The organism is Streptomyces griseus, from assembly GCF_900460065.1.
In the GTDB taxonomy this organism is placed as follows: Bacteria; Actinomycetota; Actinomycetes; order Streptomycetales; family Streptomycetaceae; genus Streptomyces; species Streptomyces griseus.
In genome coordinates, this window is the sequence record NZ_UAVD01000027.1 from 192,193 (window position 1) to 207,464 (window position 15,272).

13 protein-coding genes are annotated in these 15,272 nt (G+C 73.2%); 10 read left to right on the forward strand and 3 right to left on the reverse strand.

What is annotated here, in order from left to right:
• Nucleotides 1-409: 409 nt before the first annotated feature.
• From DTB53_RS16610 to DTB53_RS16620, 3 genes are all read right to left on the reverse strand, one after another.
• Nucleotides 410-1,069 (reverse strand): response regulator transcription factor, encoded by a 660-nt coding sequence (locus DTB53_RS16610; protein ID WP_030702370.1) that lies wholly within the window; start codon nt 1,067-1,069, stop codon nt 410-412.
• A 511-nt stretch (nt 1,070-1,580) separates the two neighbouring features.
• Nucleotides 1,581-2,954, reverse strand: coding sequence for a sensor histidine kinase (locus DTB53_RS16615; RefSeq protein ID WP_012379520.1), 1,374 nt, complete (start codon nt 2,952-2,954; stop codon nt 1,581-1,583).
• A gap of 227 nt (nt 2,955-3,181) precedes the next feature.
• Nucleotides 3,182-4,369 (reverse strand): sensor histidine kinase, encoded by a 1,188-nt coding sequence (locus DTB53_RS16620; RefSeq protein ID WP_012379519.1) that lies wholly within the window; start codon nt 4,367-4,369, stop codon nt 3,182-3,184.
• A gap of 321 nt (nt 4,370-4,690) precedes the next feature.
• On the opposite strand from DTB53_RS16620, the gene DTB53_RS16625 reads away from it, so the two are divergent.
• Genes DTB53_RS16625 through DTB53_RS16670 form a run of 10 tightly spaced genes read left to right on the forward strand, consistent with a single transcriptional unit; the run spans nt 4,691 to nt 15,199 of the window.
• Entirely contained in the window at nt 4,691-5,098 is a 408-nt protein-coding gene (locus DTB53_RS16625) for an NADH-quinone oxidoreductase subunit A (protein ID WP_042498403.1), read from the forward strand.
• Complete coding sequence (locus DTB53_RS16630) at nt 5,089-5,796, forward strand: NADH-quinone oxidoreductase subunit B (RefSeq protein WP_012379517.1); 708 nt, start codon at nt 5,089-5,091, stop codon at nt 5,794-5,796. The genes DTB53_RS16625 and DTB53_RS16630 overlap by 10 nt, the downstream gene beginning before the upstream one ends.
• Entirely contained in the window at nt 5,793-7,262 is a 1,470-nt protein-coding gene (locus tag DTB53_RS16635; RefSeq protein ID WP_012379516.1) for an NADH-quinone oxidoreductase subunit C, read from the forward strand. The genes DTB53_RS16630 and DTB53_RS16635 overlap by 4 nt, the downstream gene beginning before the upstream one ends.
• A complete protein-coding gene (locus DTB53_RS16640) occupies nt 7,259-8,227 on the forward strand; it encodes a complex I subunit 1/NuoH family protein (protein WP_012379515.1) in 969 nt (322 codons plus the stop codon). Before DTB53_RS16635 ends, DTB53_RS16640 begins: the two co-directional genes overlap by 4 nt.
• Nucleotides 8,227-8,814 carry a NuoI/complex I 23 kDa subunit family protein gene (locus DTB53_RS16645; RefSeq protein ID WP_012379514.1) on the forward strand — a complete coding sequence of 196 codons (588 nt, stop codon included), beginning with the start codon at nt 8,227-8,229 and terminating at the stop codon, nt 8,812-8,814. Before DTB53_RS16640 ends, DTB53_RS16645 begins: the two co-directional genes overlap by 1 nt.
• Entirely contained in the window at nt 8,814-9,497 is a 684-nt protein-coding gene (locus DTB53_RS16650) for an NADH-quinone oxidoreductase subunit J family protein (RefSeq protein ID WP_202549309.1), read from the forward strand. Before DTB53_RS16645 ends, DTB53_RS16650 begins: the two co-directional genes overlap by 1 nt.
• Nucleotides 9,497-9,943 (forward strand): NADH-quinone oxidoreductase subunit NuoK, encoded by a 447-nt coding sequence (gene nuoK, locus DTB53_RS16655; protein WP_003967022.1) that lies wholly within the window; start codon nt 9,497-9,499, stop codon nt 9,941-9,943. Before DTB53_RS16650 ends, nuoK begins: the two co-directional genes overlap by 1 nt.
• Complete coding sequence (locus tag DTB53_RS16660; RefSeq protein ID WP_012379512.1) at nt 9,940-11,940, forward strand: NADH-quinone oxidoreductase subunit 5 family protein; 2,001 nt, start codon at nt 9,940-9,942, stop codon at nt 11,938-11,940. The genes nuoK and DTB53_RS16660 overlap by 4 nt, the downstream gene beginning before the upstream one ends.
• Nucleotides 11,937-13,604 carry a complex I subunit 4 family protein gene (locus DTB53_RS16665; protein ID WP_012379511.1) on the forward strand — a complete coding sequence of 556 codons (1,668 nt, stop codon included), beginning with the start codon at nt 11,937-11,939 and terminating at the stop codon, nt 13,602-13,604. The genes DTB53_RS16660 and DTB53_RS16665 overlap by 4 nt, the downstream gene beginning before the upstream one ends.
• Nucleotides 13,601-15,199 (forward strand): NADH-quinone oxidoreductase subunit N, encoded by a 1,599-nt coding sequence (locus DTB53_RS16670; RefSeq protein ID WP_012379510.1) that lies wholly within the window; start codon nt 13,601-13,603, stop codon nt 15,197-15,199. The genes DTB53_RS16665 and DTB53_RS16670 overlap by 4 nt, the downstream gene beginning before the upstream one ends.
• Nucleotides 15,200-15,272: the final 73 nt, after the last annotated feature.

The following is a 15,272-nucleotide window of genomic DNA, read 5'->3' on the forward strand; positions in this document are numbered from 1 at the left end:
TGGCCTTCCAGGGACCGATCATATGGTGGACGCTGTTTTGAGACACCCTTTGAGTAGGGTTTGTCGCCTTTTGCAACCCCCTGATCGCGGGATGAGGGCAGCCCCTCCCTGCGTCTTTCGTCCTAGGCCTCCCCCGAGTCCCCCTCGGCCGCCCGGGTCTCCGACAGCCCTTCCTTGATCAGAGGTGCCCGTCCCGCGCCCGCCGGACACCCTCGGGCCCGCGTGATGCCCGCAATGCCCCCGGGGCGCTCCCGGGGCGCTACGGAGATGCCCCGGGAGGCGCCCTCGGAGCGCCCCCGGAGAGCCCCCGGGGCGAGGGTCGGCCGGGCCTCGCCCTCCGTCGCCTGCGGCCCGGGTCCCGCTCCCGCCCGAATCTGACGACTCGTCAGGTATTCAGAGTGTCAGATGTCTAGGAATTCAGGTAGGTCAGCACGGCGAGGACGCGCCGGTGGTCCCCGTCGCTGGGGGAGAGCCCGAGCTTCTGGAAGATGTTGCTGACGTGCTTCTCGACCGCCCCGTCGCTCACCACGAGCTGACGGGCGACCGCGGAGTTCGTCCGGCCCTCGGCCATGAGACCCAGGACCTCCCGCTCGCGCGGCGTCAGCCCGGCCAGCACGTCCTGCTTGCGGCTGCGGCCCAGCAGCTGGGCCACCACTTCCGGGTCCAGCGCCGTCCCGCCCTGCGCCACCCGGACCACGGCGTCCACGAACTCGCGGACCTCGGCCACCCGGTCCTTCAGCAGATACCCCACCCCGCGGCTGCTGCCCGCCAGCAGCTCGGTGGCGTACTGCTCCTCCACGTACTGCGAGAGGACCAGCACCCCGATGCGCGGGTAGTCCCTCCGCAGCCGCACCGCCGCGCGCACACCCTCGTCGGTGTGCGTCGGCGGCATCCGCACATCGGCGACCACCACATCGGGAAGCGCCTGCTGGGCGTCGAGGTCCGCCACCGTCTTGAGCAGCGCCTCCGCGTCCCCGACCCCCGCCACCACGTCGTGCCCGAGATCGGTGAGCAGACGGGTGAGCCCCTCCCGGAGCAGGACCGAATCCTCGGCGATGACCACGCGCACCCTGTTCTCCACGTTCTCCACGACTGCGAGTCCCCCACTGTTCCGAATATGCCGCGTTCCCCGCGACCCCGCACGCACCACGCCCGACCACCGCGCACCGCGTCCCGACCGCACAAGCATCCCAGGACCCGGAGCCGCACGCGGTGCCCTGTGGACAACCCAGGTGGACCGGGCAGTACGGCCCCCGCACCCCGGGCACGGACGGCCGCGACGCCCCACCGCCCCTTCGCCCCACCGCCCCTTCGCCCCACCACCGGTTCGGAGTAGCGGAGTGCCGGAGTGCCGGGCGGAGGGGCTGAGGGGCGGTGGGGCGTACGCGCGTGGAGGTGTCCGAGGCGGGTGAGGGAGACGAAGGCGGGAGGCGAGAGTCGGGAGGCGGGTGAGGGAAGCGGGGAGGCGGGGCGCCCGGAGCCGGGGGAGAGCCCCGGAGCCGGGGGAGAGCCGGAGCCGGGGCCCAGGGCCGGGGGCAGGGCCGGGAAGGGAGGCGGCGGGAAGAGGCCCCGAGGGGTGGTCAGCCGCGCCAGGGCAGCTCCGCCGTGACCGTCGTCGGGCCGCCGGCCGGGGAGTCGACCACGAGGACCCCGTCCACGGCGTCCAGCCGCTCCGTCAGCCCCGCCAGGCCGCCGCCCGCGGCCGGTGACGCCCCGCCCCGGCCGTTGTCGGTCACCTGGAGCATCAGCCGGTCGGCCGCCCGCCACACGTCGACCGTGGCCCGGGTCGCACGGGCGTGCTTGCTGATGTTCTGGAGCAGCTCGGAGACGGTGAAGTACGCGATGCCCTCGATCGCCTGCGCGGGGCGCGAGTCGAGATCCACCTCGACCGTCACGGGCACGGTGCACCGGGACGCTATCGCGGAGAGCGCGGCGTCCAGCCCCCGGTCGGTGAGGACGGCGGGATGGATGCCCCGAGCCAGGTCCCGCAGCTCCTGAAGGGCCACCTTCACCTCGCCATGGGCCTCGTCGACCATGCGGGCCGCGGCCTCGGGGTCGTCGGCGAGCTTCTCCTTCGCCAGGCCCAGATCCATGGCGAGGGCGACCAGGCGGGCCTGGGCGCCGTCGTGGAGGTCGCGCTCGATCCGGCGGAGGTCGGCGGCTGCGGTGTCCACGACCACGCCCCGGTCCGACTCCAGCTCGGACACCCGGGAGGCCAGCCGGGACGGCCCCAGCAGACCGGTGACCATCAGCCGGTCCACCGACAGCAGCCCCCGCACGATCCACGGCGCGGCCAGCACGAGCGCCAGACCGATCGCCCCGGTCACCGCCAGCTCGGCCGGCGAGTCCAGGTACTCCTGGTGGGTACGGTCCCCGTACAGCTGGAGACCGTCCTGGCCGCCGAAGACCGGAAAGAGCCAGAACCACAGCGGATACGTCAGCGCCGCCAGGCCGTACGACCAGAACGTGATCGCGACGACGAACGTGAACGTGGCCCACGGGAAGTGCAGCAGCGCGTACAGCAGGTGCCGCCAGGACACCCCGCTCTTGAGGATCGCGCCCATCCAGGACATCACGCCGCCGGTCTTCCCCCGCACCGGCTCCGGGTCCGCGACCTCCACCCGCAGCAACCCGCGCGCCCGGTGCCGCTCCAGCGCACCGAAGCCCCGGCAGACGGCGAGACCGACGGCGAGGACCGGTATCCCGATGAAGGTGACCAGCAGGCCCGCGCTCAGCGACGTCATGGTGACCGCGAAGACGAACGCCGTCGTGGCGAGCGGGAAGCTCAGCAGCGCGTAGAGCAGCTCGCGCCAGGTGCGGGCCTCCAGCGGTGCGCGCAGCGGCGCCGGGAGGAAGTGCTTCACCGGGGTCTTCGCCGGTGAGTTCGCCCCGAAGCCGGGGCCGGCACCCTGATGCCGCCGGTCCTGCGTGTCCGGTCCGTATGCCGTGGCCATGAGTCCCGTCCGTTCCGTCTCTTCTGTCCGAAGTCTCTCAGTGGGCTGTGCGTGGGGCTGTGCGTAGGGCTGTGGGCCTCGCGTGGGCCCGCGCCGCGACGGCGCCGGAGGCGGCCCGTCATCCCCGGACCGTTCTCCCTCAAGGGTCCTGGCCGGCGGCCTCCCGCACCATGAGGTGCTTCTCCGTATCCACCCGGGGGTTTTCCCCACCCCCGGACGCCGGGCGGTCAGGCGGCCGGCCGCGCCGAAGCCCGATCGCGCCAGGGCAGCTCGGCGGTGACGGTCGTCGGCCCGCCCTCCGGCGAGTCCAGGACGAACACCCCGTCGACCGCGTCGAGCCGCTCGGCGAGCCCCGCGAGACCCGTACCGCCGCCCATCCGGGCCCCGCCCCCGCCGTCGTCCGTGACCTGGAGCACCAGCCGGTCCGCCGAACGCCACACGTCGACGGTGGCCGACCGTGCGCCGCTGTGCTTGCTGATGTTCTGCAGCAGCTCCGACACGGTGAAGTACGCGATGCCCTCGATGGCCTCCGCCGGCCGTCCCCGAAGCCCCACCGACACCTTGACCGGAACCGTGCAGCGGGAGGCGATGGCGGAGAGCGCGGCGTCCAGGCCCCGGTCGGTGAGGACGGCGGGATGGATGCCGCGGGCCAGGTCCCGCAGCTCCTGAAGGGCCACCTTGATCTCGCCGTGGGCCTCGTCGACCATGCGGGCCGCGGCCTCGGGGTCGTCCGTGAGCTTCTCCTTCGCCAGGCCGAGCCCCATGGCGAGGGCGACCAGGCGGGCCTGGGCGCCGTCGTGGAGGTCGCGCTCGATCCGGCGGAGGTCGGCGGCGGCGGTGTCCACGACCACGCCCCGGTCCGACTCCAGCTCGGCGATGCGCCGCTCCAGCTCGTCCGAGGGCGACAGCAGCCCCCGCGCCATCGCCCGGTCCACCGTCGTCAACCCCCGTGTGATGAAGGGCAGCACCGGCCACAGGACGAACAGGCCCGCCAGCGTCACCCCGAACGTCAGCACCCCCCACGGCAGCCGGACGAACCCGTACAGCAACGCCCGCCAGCCCACCGGGTCCTTGAGCCCCGCCCACAGCCGGACGAACACCCCCTGCCCCTGATGACCCCGGGCCAGCGGACTCGGCTCCTCGACCCGTACGCCCAGCATCCGCCTCGCCCGCCACCGCTCCACCCGGCCCAGCAGCCGTCCCCCCTGGAGCCCGCCGACCAGCAGCGGCAGCCCGATCACGGTGACGGAGAGCCCGGCGCCGACCGCGACCACGAGAACCGCGTAGACGAACCCGAGGACGGCGATCGGCAGGTTGGCGAGCAGATACGCGACCTCCCGCCAGGCCCACCGGTCGAGGGCGAAGCGGGCGGGCGGCAGCCGGTCGGGATCCGGCACGGAAGGGCTCATGGTCATACCCCCAGCCTGCCGCGCGGCACCCGCGCACACCATGGGGTTCATGGGTGGGGTGAGGTAGGGGTAACCCCACCTCATGCCCGACGCGGCTGCTTACGCTCCGTTTATCAGGCCCTAGACTCCCGTGCGTACAGAACGGAACAGGTACACGGGACAGATGCGGACGACGAGGATCGAGGGGCGGACGTGACCGACGTTACGGACGTGACCGGCGTGGCGGACGTGACCCGCGTGGCGGACGCGGTGGACCTGAGCGGCGTGCCCGGCGCATCCGGGGATCCCGGGGTGTCGGGGATCGCGGGGGCCTCAGGCGGGTCGGGGATGCCGGGCGTTCCGGTGGACGCGCCCACCGCACTCGCCTCGGAGTTCTTCCAGAGCTATTCGGTCATCGGCCTGCTCGCCCTGGTCGGCGTCCTGTTCGTCGCCGTGGCCTTCGGAGCCGGGCGACTGCTGCGCCCCGTCGTCCCCACCCCGGAGAAGCTCCTCACCTACGAATGCGGCGTCGACCCGGTCGGCGAGGGCTGGGCGCACACCCAGGTCCGCTACTACGTCTACGCCTTCCTGTACGTGATCTTCGCCGTCGACTCCATCTTCCTGTTCCCGTGGGCCACGGTGTTCGCGGCGCCCGGATACGGCGCGACGACCCTGGTCGAAATGTTCGTCTTCCTCGGCTTCCTGGCCGTGGGACTGCTCTACGCATGGAAGAAGGGCGTTCTCGCATGGGCCTGACGAGCCGGCCGACCCCCGCGTCGCGGCAGCCCGCGTCCCCGCCCCCCGCTGACCCGGTCCTCCTTCCCGAGCCCAAGCGCCTCGGCGTGCTCTCGCGGCTCGCACCGGAGCCGATGAAGGTCGTCCTCAACTGGGGCCGCCGCTACAGCCTCTGGGTCTTCAACTTCGGACTCGCCTGCTGCGCCATCGAGTTCATCGCCGCGTCCATGGCCCGCCACGACTTCATCCGGCTCGGCGTGATCCCGTTCGCCCCCGGCCCCCGCCAGGCCGACCTCATGATCGTCTCCGGCACGGTGACGGACAAGATGGCCCCGGCGGTGAAGCGGCTCTACGAGCAGATGCCCGAACCGAAGTACGTCATCTCCTTCGGCGCCTGCTCCAACTGCGGCGGCCCCTACTGGGACTCGTACTCCGTGACCAAGGGCGTCGACCAGATCATCCCCGTCGATGTGTACGTACCCGGCTGCCCGCCCCGGCCCGAGGCGCTGCTCCAGGGCATTCTCAAGCTCCAGGAGAAGATCGCGCGCGAATCCCTCGCCGAGCGGTACGCCACCGGGGCCACGGGCGGGGGCCCGTCCACCGACGCCCTGCGCAGCGGCCTGGTCGCCGCGCCGACGGCTCCGGGTCCGACGGCTCCGGCCTCGACGGCTCCCGGTCCGACGGCTCCGGCCCCGACACAGGACGAGGAGCGGCGATGAGCACCAGCGACGACCCGTACGCGGCATCCGGGGCGTCCGGGGCCGAGGCCTACGACAGCCTGCCGGACGGGGTCGCCGACGTGTTCGGCGCCGAGGCCACGGCGGAGTCCGCGTACGACCTGCTGACCGTCGACGTCCCCGCCGCCGACTGGCTCACCGCGCTGCGGACCGCCCGCGACGAGCTCGGGTGCAGCTACTTCGACTGGCTCAGCGCCGTGGACGAACCGGGCGTCGGCTTCCGCGTCTGCGCCCATGTCGCGGCCCTGGGCACGGGTGCGGTGCGGCGGCTGATGGTCCGCACGACCGTGCCGCACGACGCGGCGGTCCTGCCCAGCGCCATCGACGTCTACGCGGGCGCCGCGTGGCACGAGCGCGAGACGCACGAGATGTTCGGGGTGGCGTTCGACGGCCACCCGCACCTCGTGCCGCTGCTCCTGCCGGAAGGCTTCGAGGGCCACCCGCTGCGCAAGGACTTCGTCCTGGCCGCGCGCGTCGCCAAGGCCTGGCCCGGGGCGAAGGAACCGGGGGAGCCGGCGGAGGGACACGCCGGTCCCCAGCGCCGCGCGATGCTCCCGCCCGGGGTCCCCGACCCGAACGAATGGGGCCCGATGAAGGGCCGGCTCCCCCCGGCCGCCGCCCGCCCGGGCCGAGCCGCCCGACCCGCGGCCGACCGCCCGCCCCGCCGCACCCGCACCGCGGGCGAGGGCTCGGCGGCCCAACGCGCCACGGCCCCGGGCCCGGAGGCGACCGGCGCGGGCGCCGCCCCGGAGACGGCCGGTCCGGAAACCTCCACGGCGCCCGGTGCGCAGGCCCCCACTCCCACGACGCGGGAGGCCGCAGCGGCACCGCAGACCCCTGCCGCACCCGGGACCCCCGCGGCGGCCCGCCCGCGCCGGTCCCGGTCGGCGTCGGACGGCTCGGCGAGCCAGCAGCCGCCCGCCGACGCTCCCGCAGAGACCTCAGCCGCCCCGGCACGCCGGTCCCGGTCGGCGTCGGACGGTTCGGCGAGCCAGCGCGCGGAGCCGGACGAGCCGGGGGCCACGCCCGCCCGGCCCGCCCGCCGTTCCCGGTCGGCGTCCGACGGCTCGGCCGGTCAGCGTTCCGGGCCGGGCGAGTCGCCCGCGTCCCCGACGTCCGGACCGCGCCGGTCCCGTTCGGCCTCCGAAGGCTCGGCCAGTCAGCGATCGGCGTCCGACGCGCCCGAGGGCCCGCCGCCGCGTCCGCCCCGGGTGCGCAGCACGGACGCCCCGTGGCACGACGCGCGGCCGGCCTTCGACGAACCGGAGGGCCCGGAGGCCGCGTCTCCGGACGCGTCCTCGCGGCCCCTCCGGCGCAACGCTCCGGACCCGAGCGACGCCCCGGACCCCAGCGACCAGCCCGCCCCCGACAAGCAGCCCCCCGGCCCGGACCACCCCAGCCCGGACCATCCCGCCCCAGACCACCCCGCCGGAGGCGATCCCGAGTGAACGACGTGTCCGACGTCGCCCTCCGTCTGGCCATCGTCTTCGTCGTGTTCCTGGTCGCCCCCCTCCTCGTGGGGCAGACGGAACACAAGGTGATGGCCCACATGCAGGGCCGCCTGGGCCCCATGTACGCGGGCGGCTTCCACGGCTGGGCCCAGCTCGTCGCGGACGGTGTGAAGTTCGCGCAGAAGGAGGACGTGGTCCCGGCCGCCGCCGACCGCCGCGTCTTCCAGCTCGCCCCCGCCGTCGCCCTCCTCCCGTACCTCCTCGTCCTCGTGGTCATCCCCGTCGGCCCCGGTGACGGGGCGGTCGGCCAGGCGGTCGACGCGGGGATCTTCTTCGTGCTCGCCGTCATGGGCATCGGCGTCCTCGGCTCGCTCATGGCGGGCTGGGCCTCCGCCAACAAGTTCTCCCTCCTCGGCGGCCTCCGCACCGCCGCGCAGCTCCTCTCCTACGAGCTGCCGATGCTCCTGACCGCCGCCTCCGTGGCCATGGCGGCCGGAACGGTCTCGCTCACCGGCATCCTCGACGCCTTCGCGTGGTGGTGGCTGCCCTGGCAGATCGTCGGCGCCCTGGTCTTCTTCGTGGCCGGTCTCGCCGAACTCCAGCGCCCGCCCTTCGACATGCCGGTGGCCGACTCCGAGATCATCTTCGGCGCGTACACCGAGTACACCGGGCTGCGCTTCGCCCTGTTCCTGCTCGCCGAGTACGCGGGCATCGTCGTCCTGTGCGCCCTGACCACCGTCCTGTTCCTGGGCGGCTGGCACGGCCCGTTCGGCGCCGACGGGCTCGGCTGGCTCTGGACCGTCCTGAAGACCGCCCTCCTCGCGTTCGTCGTCATCTGGCTGCGCGTCAGCTATCCGCGTCTGCGTGAGGACCAGTTGCAGAAGCTCGCCTGGACCACCCTCGTCCCGCTCGCTCTCGCGCAGATCGCGCTCACCGGCATCGTGAAGGTGGCGATCAACTGATGCCCCCGATCCCCGGCTCGGGCCTCGCCAAAGGCCTCGCCGTCACCCTGCGCACGATGACGAGGAAGACCGTCACCGCGCAGTACCCGGACGCCCAGCCCGAACTCCCGCCCCGCTCCCGCGGCGTCATCGGGCTGTTCGAGGAGAACTGCACGGTCTGCATGCTCTGCGCCCGTGAGTGCCCCGACTGGTGCATCTACATCGACTCCCACAAGGAGACGTCGCCGCCCGCCGCCCCCGGCGGCCGTGAGCGCAGCCGCAACGTCCTCGACCGTTTCGCCATCGACTTCTCCCTCTGCATGTACTGCGGTATCTGCATCGAGGTGTGCCCGTTCGACGCACTGTTCTGGTCGCCCGAGTTCGAGTACGCGGAGACCGACATCCACGAACTCACCCACGAGCGCGACAAGCTCCGCGAGTGGATGTGGACCGTGCCGGAGCCGCCCGCCCTCGACCCCGGCGCCGAGGAACCGAAGGAGATCGCCGCAGCCCGCAAGGCAGCGGACAAGCTCGCCGCCCAACGCGCACAGGAGCAGCGGGAGCAGCAGGAGCGGAATCAGGCAGACGAGAAGGGGGGAACCCCGTGATGCCGCTCAGCACCGCGGCCGGCGCCACCGCGAGCGCCACCATGGGCACCACCGTCGCGTCCGCCGGCGACCACCCCGGTTTCCTCTCCCCGTCCGGCGTCGAGATCGCGTTCCTCCTCGTCGGCCTCGTCACCCTCGGCGCCGCCGTCATCACCGTCACGACCAGGCAACTGGTGCACGCCGCGCTCTGGCTCGTCGTGGCGCTCGGCGGACTGGCCGTCGAGTACCTCCTGCTCACCGCGGAGTTCATCGCCTGGGTCCAGGTGCTGATCTACGTCGGTTCCGTCGTCGTCCTCCTCCTCTTCGGCCTGATGCTCACCCGGGCCCCCATCGGCCGCTCCCCGGACGCCGATTCGGGCAATCGGTGGGTCGCCCTCGGAGTGGCCGCCGCCGCGGCGACGGCCCTCGTCTGGGTCGTGGTCGACGCCTTCCGCACCACCTGGATCGATCTCGACGGGCCGGCCCAGGGCTCCACCGAGGTCACCGGCGCGTTCCTGTTCCGGAACTGGGTGCTGCCCTTCGAGGCGCTCTCCGTCCTGCTCCTCGCCGCCCTCGTCGGCGCGATCGTCCTGTCCCGCAAACACGACACGGACACCACGGTCCGCCCCGGCCCGTCCGGCTCACCCCGCTCACCCGGCCCGTCCGGCTCATCGGGCCCGTCCGGCAAGGAGGAGCGGAGCTGATGCACCTCGCCTATCCCGCCGTGCTCGCCGCCCTCCTCTTCTGCGTCGGCCTCTACGGCGTCCTCGCCCGCCGCAACGCGATCCTCGTCCTGATGTCCGTCGAGCTCATGCTCAACGCCGTCAACCTCAACCTCGTCGCCTTCGACGTCTGGCTCCGCGACACCCTCCACTCCGGCCAGGCGCTCACCCTCTTCACCATCGCCATCGCCGCCGCCGAGATCGGCATCGGTCTCGCGATCGTCCTGGCCGTCTACCGTAACCGGGGCACCTCCGCCATCGACCGGCTCCGCGACACCGCCGAGACCGACGCGGCGGAGACACTCCCCGACGACGCCGGGACCGGCCCGTCCGGGACCGACGCCGCCCCGAACGGCGACACCACGACGGCCACCGGCCGACCGGGCGACAACGCGGGGAAGAACAAGAAGGCAGAGGCCACCAGGTGACCACCACGACCCTCGCCGCCCTCGTCCCCCTCCTCCCGTTCCTCGGGGCGCTCGCCGGGCTCGCCGTCGGCCGCACCGCCCCCGGGTTCGTCCGCCCGCTGGCGATCCTTCCGACCCTCACCGCGGCCGTTCTCGCCGTGGTCGTCGCCGTCCGCCAGGGCGGCGGCCGGGCCATCGACGCCGCGACCCAGCTCACGCCCACCGGCTCGGTCCCGATCGATCTGGCACTGCACCTCGACGGCTTCGCCGTGCTGGTCGCCGTCCTCGTCACCGTCGTCGCCACCTGCGTACAGCTCTACTCCACGGCCTACCTCCGCGGCGACACCCGCTATCCCTCCTACGCGGCCCTCGTCTCCCTCTTCACCTCCGCGATGCTCCTGGTCGTCTACTCCGGCGACCTGATGGTCCTCCTGGTCGGCTGGGAGATCATGGGCATCTGCTCGTACTTCCTCGTCGGCCACTACTGGGAGACCCCCGAGGCCCGGGCCGCCTCCCTCAAGGCCTTCCTGGTCACCAAACTCGGCGACGTCCCCTTCCTGATCGGCCTGTTCGCGCTCGCCGCCGACACCGGCAGCTTCCGGATCACCACGATCCTCGCCGCCGTCGGCAACGGCGGGCTCGACCACCCCACCGTCATCGCCCTGCTGCTCCTCGCGGGCGTCGCCGGCAAGTCGGCCCAATTCCCCCTGCACACCTGGCTGCCCGACGCGATGGCCGGCCCCACCCCCGTCTCCGCGCTCATCCACGCCGCGACGATGGTCGCCGCCGGCATCTACTTCGTGGCCCGTCTGCTGCCCGTCTTCGCGGCCTCCGGCGCGGCGCTCGTCGTCCTCGCCGCGATGGCCGCCGTCACGATGATCGGGTCCGGGCTCGCCGCCCTCGCCCAGGACGACATCAAACGCGTCCTCGCCTACTCGACCATCGGCCAACTCGGCTACATGTCGGGGGCCCTGGCCGTCGGCGACCGGGGCGCGGCGGTCTTCCACCTGATCTCGCACGGTGCGTTCAAAGCGGTCCTCTTCCTCGCCGCGGGCGTCGTCATCCACGCCGCCGGCACCAACTCGCTCGCCGCCATGTCCCGGACGGGAGGCCTCGCCCGCCGCGTCCCGGACGCCTTCTGGACGATGACCGTCGCGCTCCTCGCGCTGGCCGCCATCCCGCCGTTCGCCGGCTTCTTCTCCAAGGAGGCCGTGCTCGTCGCCGCCGAGCACACCGCCCTGGGGGACCGGAGCGTCGCCCCGGCCGCCGCCGGCTGGACGATCCTGATCGCCGGACTCCTCGCCGCCGTCCTGACCGCCGCCTACGCCGTACGCCTGTGGCTCCTCGCCTTCCGGGGACGCGGCGCGGAACTCCCCGACCACGGCGGGCAGCCCGCCGCCATGACCTCCGTCCTGTGGGTCCTGGCCGTGCCCACCATCGCCTTCGGCCTCACCGTCGGCACGATCGGCGACTGGTTCGACGGGCACGACCTCACGCCGTCCCTCACCACCGCCGTCCTCTCCACCGGCGTCACCCTCGTCGGCGGCCTCGTCACCTACGGCGCGTGGCGGCACACCTCCGCCCTCACCGCCCGCACCCCCATCGGCGCCGTCGCCGCCCACCCCGGTGCCGAACCCGCCCTCGTCGAAGCCGAGGCCATGACGTCCCACACCGCCGCCTACGGCACCATCGCGGGAGCCCCCGACCCGGCCGACCCCGGCCGGCTCCTCCTCGGCCGGCTGCACCGCCACGCGGCCGCCGGCTTCCACCTCGACGCCCTGTACACCGCGCTGTTCGTCCGGCCCGTCCAGGCTGCCGCCCGCCTCGTCCGCTTCCTGGACCGCGAGGTCGTCGACACCTACGTCAACGGATCGGGCGCCGTCACGCGCCTCCTCGGCACCGCCGTCCGCCGGGCCCAGACCGGCAACGCGCAGACCTACGTCAGCGCCCTGCTCGCCGGGTCCCTCGTCCTGGCGATCGCCGCCGTCGTCTTCGCCAACGTCAACGCGGGGTCGTGACCGTGATCGATATCAGTGCGTCCGTGCTGCAGTTCCTCCTGGCGTTCGTCGTCGTCGCCCCGCTCCTCGGCGCCGTCGCGGCCCTGCTCCCCGCCCCGCCCGGGCTCCGGGGGAAGAACCCCGACCAGGCCGTGCTCCGCCACGGCGTGACCGTCACCGGGGCCGTCCTCCTCGCCGCGATCGTCCTGACCGCCGGCTTCGACCACGACCACCCCGCCACGATGCAGGCGACCACCGACATCAGCTGGATCCCGGCGCTCGACGTCCGCATCCACCTCGGCGTCGACGGCATCTCGCTCCCCCTCCTGCTCCTGACCGCGCTGCTGACGTTCCTCTGCGCGCTGTACAGCTACTTCAAGCCGCCCGCGGGCCCCTCGGCGAAGGCCTTCGTCGCCCTCGTCCTCGTCCTGGAGTCCGGCACCCTCGCCACCTTCGCCGTCCTCGACCTGGTCCTCTTCTTCCTCGCCTTCGAGATGGTCCTCATCCCGATGTACTTCCTCATCGCCCGCTGGGGCGGCGGCAGGCGGCAGGCCGCCGCCTGGAAGTTCATCCTCTACACGCTGCTCGGCTCGGTCGTCATGCTGCTGGGCATCCTCCTCATCGGGCTGAAGACCGGCACCTTCGACATGGTGGCACTCGCCACTGACAACGGCCGGGGACTCACCACATCCGTGCAGGTCATCGCCGTACTCGCGATCGGTCTCGGCCTCGCGGTGAAGACCCCGATGTGGCCCCTGCACAGCTGGCTCCCCGACGCCCACACCGCCGCCCCCACCGTCGGGTCGGTGCTCCTCGCGGGCGTCCTGCTGAAGATGGGAACGTATGGATTCGTCCGGATCCTGCTCCCCATCGCCCCCGACGGCATGCGGACCTTCGCCCCCTACCTCGCCGCGTTCGCCGTCGTCGGCATCGTCTACGGCTCCCTCGCCTGCCTGGCCCTCGCCCGCACCGGCGCCAAGGGCGACCTCAAGCGGCTCATCGCCTACTCGTCCGTCGGCCACATGGGCTTCGTCCTGCTCGGCATCGCCACCATGACCCCCACCGGAGTCAACGGCGCCCTCTTCGCCAACATCGCCCACGGCCTCATCACCGGCCTGCTGTTCTTCCTGGTCGGCGCCGTCAAGGACCGCTACGGCACCGCCGACCTCGACACCCTCGCCGGAGCGACCGGGGCCGCCCTCTACGGACGGGCCCCCCGCCTCGGCGCCCTGCTCGCCTTCGCCGCCGTCGCCTCGCTGGGCCTCCCCGGACTGGCCGGATTCTGGGGCGAGATGCTCACCCTGTTCGGCGCGTACAGCCCCGCCGAAGGCCTCAGCCGCCCCGCGTTCCGCACCTTCATGGCCATCGGAGCGTTCGGCACCCTGCTCACCGCCGCGTACATGCTCATCGTCGTCCGCCGCGTCTGCATGGGCGAGCACGCGCCCCGCTCCCGGCTGTCGCCCGACCCGGGGACCGCCAACTCCCCGGACGCCCCGCGACCCCCGGACGGCCCCCGGACGCCCGGGGCCGCCACCACCCCGCAGCTCGCCGACATCCAGACGTACGAAGCAGCCGCCTGGACCCCGCTCGCCGCGCTCACCGTCCTCGCCGGCCTCTGGCCCGCCGTCCTCCTCGGCCTCACCGACCCGGCCGTGCAGAAGCTCCTCTCAGGAGGCAAGTCGTGACCGCGGACCTCGGCACCACCGCCGACCTCAGCACCGCCCCCGCCACCGGCGGCCTCCTCGCGGCCGACGCCCCCAGCGTCGTCCAGTCCATCGACTGGCTCGCCGTCGCGCCCCCCACCCTCACCGCGCTGGCCGCCCTGGCCGTCCTGGTCGCCGACCTGTTCCTGCCCGCCCACCGCAAACGGCTCCTCGGGTACGCCGCCCTCACGGCCCTCGCCGCCGCCCTGGCCCTCCTGATCCCCCTGCGGGCGGGGGACCGGGCCACCTTCTGCGTCACCACCGGCACCCGGGCGTGCAGCTACACCGCCGACCACTTCACCCTCGTCATCCAGGCCCTCGTCCTCGGCGGCGCGCTCCTCACCGTCCTGCTCTCGCTCGACGACACCCGCAAGCTGCCGGCCGGGGAGTACTGGTTCCTGCTCCTGGCCTCCGCCGCCGGGGCCGCCCTGCTGCCCGCCTCCCGCGACCTCGCCACGCTCGTCGTCGCCCTCGAAGTCGCCTCCCTGCCCGCGTTCGCGCTCGTCGGCATCAAACGCGGCGACCGACGCTCCTCCGAGGCAGCGCTGAAGTTCTTCCTCTCCTCCGTCGTCGCCACCGCCGTCATGCTGCTCGGCGTCAGCTTCGTGTACGCGACCACCGGCACCCTGCACCTCACCGAGATCGCCACCCGCCTCGACGACGTGCCCCCGGTGCTCGACACCCTCGCCAGGACCGGCGTCGCCCTCACCCTCGTCGGCTTCGCCTTCAAGACCGCCGCCGCGCCCTTCCACTTCTGGGTCCCCGACACCTACGTCGGCGCACCCCTCCCGATCGCCGCGTACCTCTCCGTCGTGGGGAAGGCCGTCGGGTTCTCGGGGCTCATCCTGGTCACCGTCGTCGCGTTCCCCTCCTACGCCGACGTCTGGGGACCCGCCCTCGCCGTCCTCGCCGCCCTCACCATGACCGCCGGCAACGTGGCCGCCCTCCGCCAGAACGCCGCCCGCGCCCGCAGCGCCGTACGGCTGCTCGCCTGGTCCTCGGTCGCCCAGGCCGGCTACCTCCTGGTCCCGATCGCCGCCGCCGCGTACTCCAGCGACGACCAGATCGGCTCCACCGTGGCGTACGCCCTCATGTACGCCGTCGTGAACCTGGGCGCGTTCGCGGTCGCCGCCGTCGTCGCCCGTACCCACCCCGGCAACCGGCTCACCGACTACCGGGGCCTGTACGCCACCCGGCCCCTCGCCGCCCTGGCCCTCGGGTTCTTCCTGCTCTGCCTGGCCGGACTGCCGCCCGGCATCATCGGGCTGTTCGCGAAGGTCACCGTCTTCTCCGCGGCCGTCGACGCGGGCCTCGGCTGGCTCGCCGTCGTCATGGCCGTCAACGTGGTGATCGCTCTCTACTACTACCTTCAGTGGACCGCGATCCTCTTCCGGGCCCCCGAGGGAGCCCCGGAAACCACCGGGACCGCCACCGCACCCACGGCATCCGCCCCGCCCCGCCGATTCCGCGCCCCCACCCCCCTCACCACGGCGATCGTGCTCACCGCCACCGCCGGAATCCTGCTCTCCGGGGTCCCGCAGACCGTTCTGCGCTTCGCCTCCGTCAGCCTTTTCTGAGGCCTCCGGGCCCCGCAAGATCGGTTTGCCCGGAGCCCCCGCCACAGGGCATGGTCTTGGCTGCATACGTCAC

Coding starts and splice junctions, on each gene's coding strand:
- DTB53_RS16645 (WP_012379514.1), top strand. CDS start 8,227: ATGCCCCCGATCCCCGGCTCGGGCCTCGCCAAAGGCCTCGCCGTCACC.
- DTB53_RS16625 (WP_042498403.1), top strand. CDS start 4,691: ATGCCGGGCGTTCCGGTGGACGCGCCCACCGCACTCGCCTCGGAGTTC.
- nuoK (WP_003967022.1), top strand. CDS start 9,497: ATGCACCTCGCCTATCCCGCCGTGCTCGCCGCCCTCCTCTTCTGCGTC.
- DTB53_RS16630 (WP_012379517.1), top strand. CDS start 5,089: ATGGGCCTGACGAGCCGGCCGACCCCCGCGTCGCGGCAGCCCGCGTCC.
- DTB53_RS16635 (WP_012379516.1), top strand. CDS start 5,793: ATGAGCACCAGCGACGACCCGTACGCGGCATCCGGGGCGTCCGGGGCC.
- DTB53_RS16615 (WP_012379520.1), bottom strand. CDS start 2,954: ATGGCCACGGCATACGGACCGGACACGCAGGACCGGCGGCATCAGGGT.
- DTB53_RS16650 (WP_202549309.1), top strand. CDS start 8,814: ATGCCGCTCAGCACCGCGGCCGGCGCCACCGCGAGCGCCACCATGGGC.
- DTB53_RS16620 (WP_012379519.1), bottom strand. CDS start 4,369: ATGACCATGAGCCCTTCCGTGCCGGATCCCGACCGGCTGCCGCCCGCC.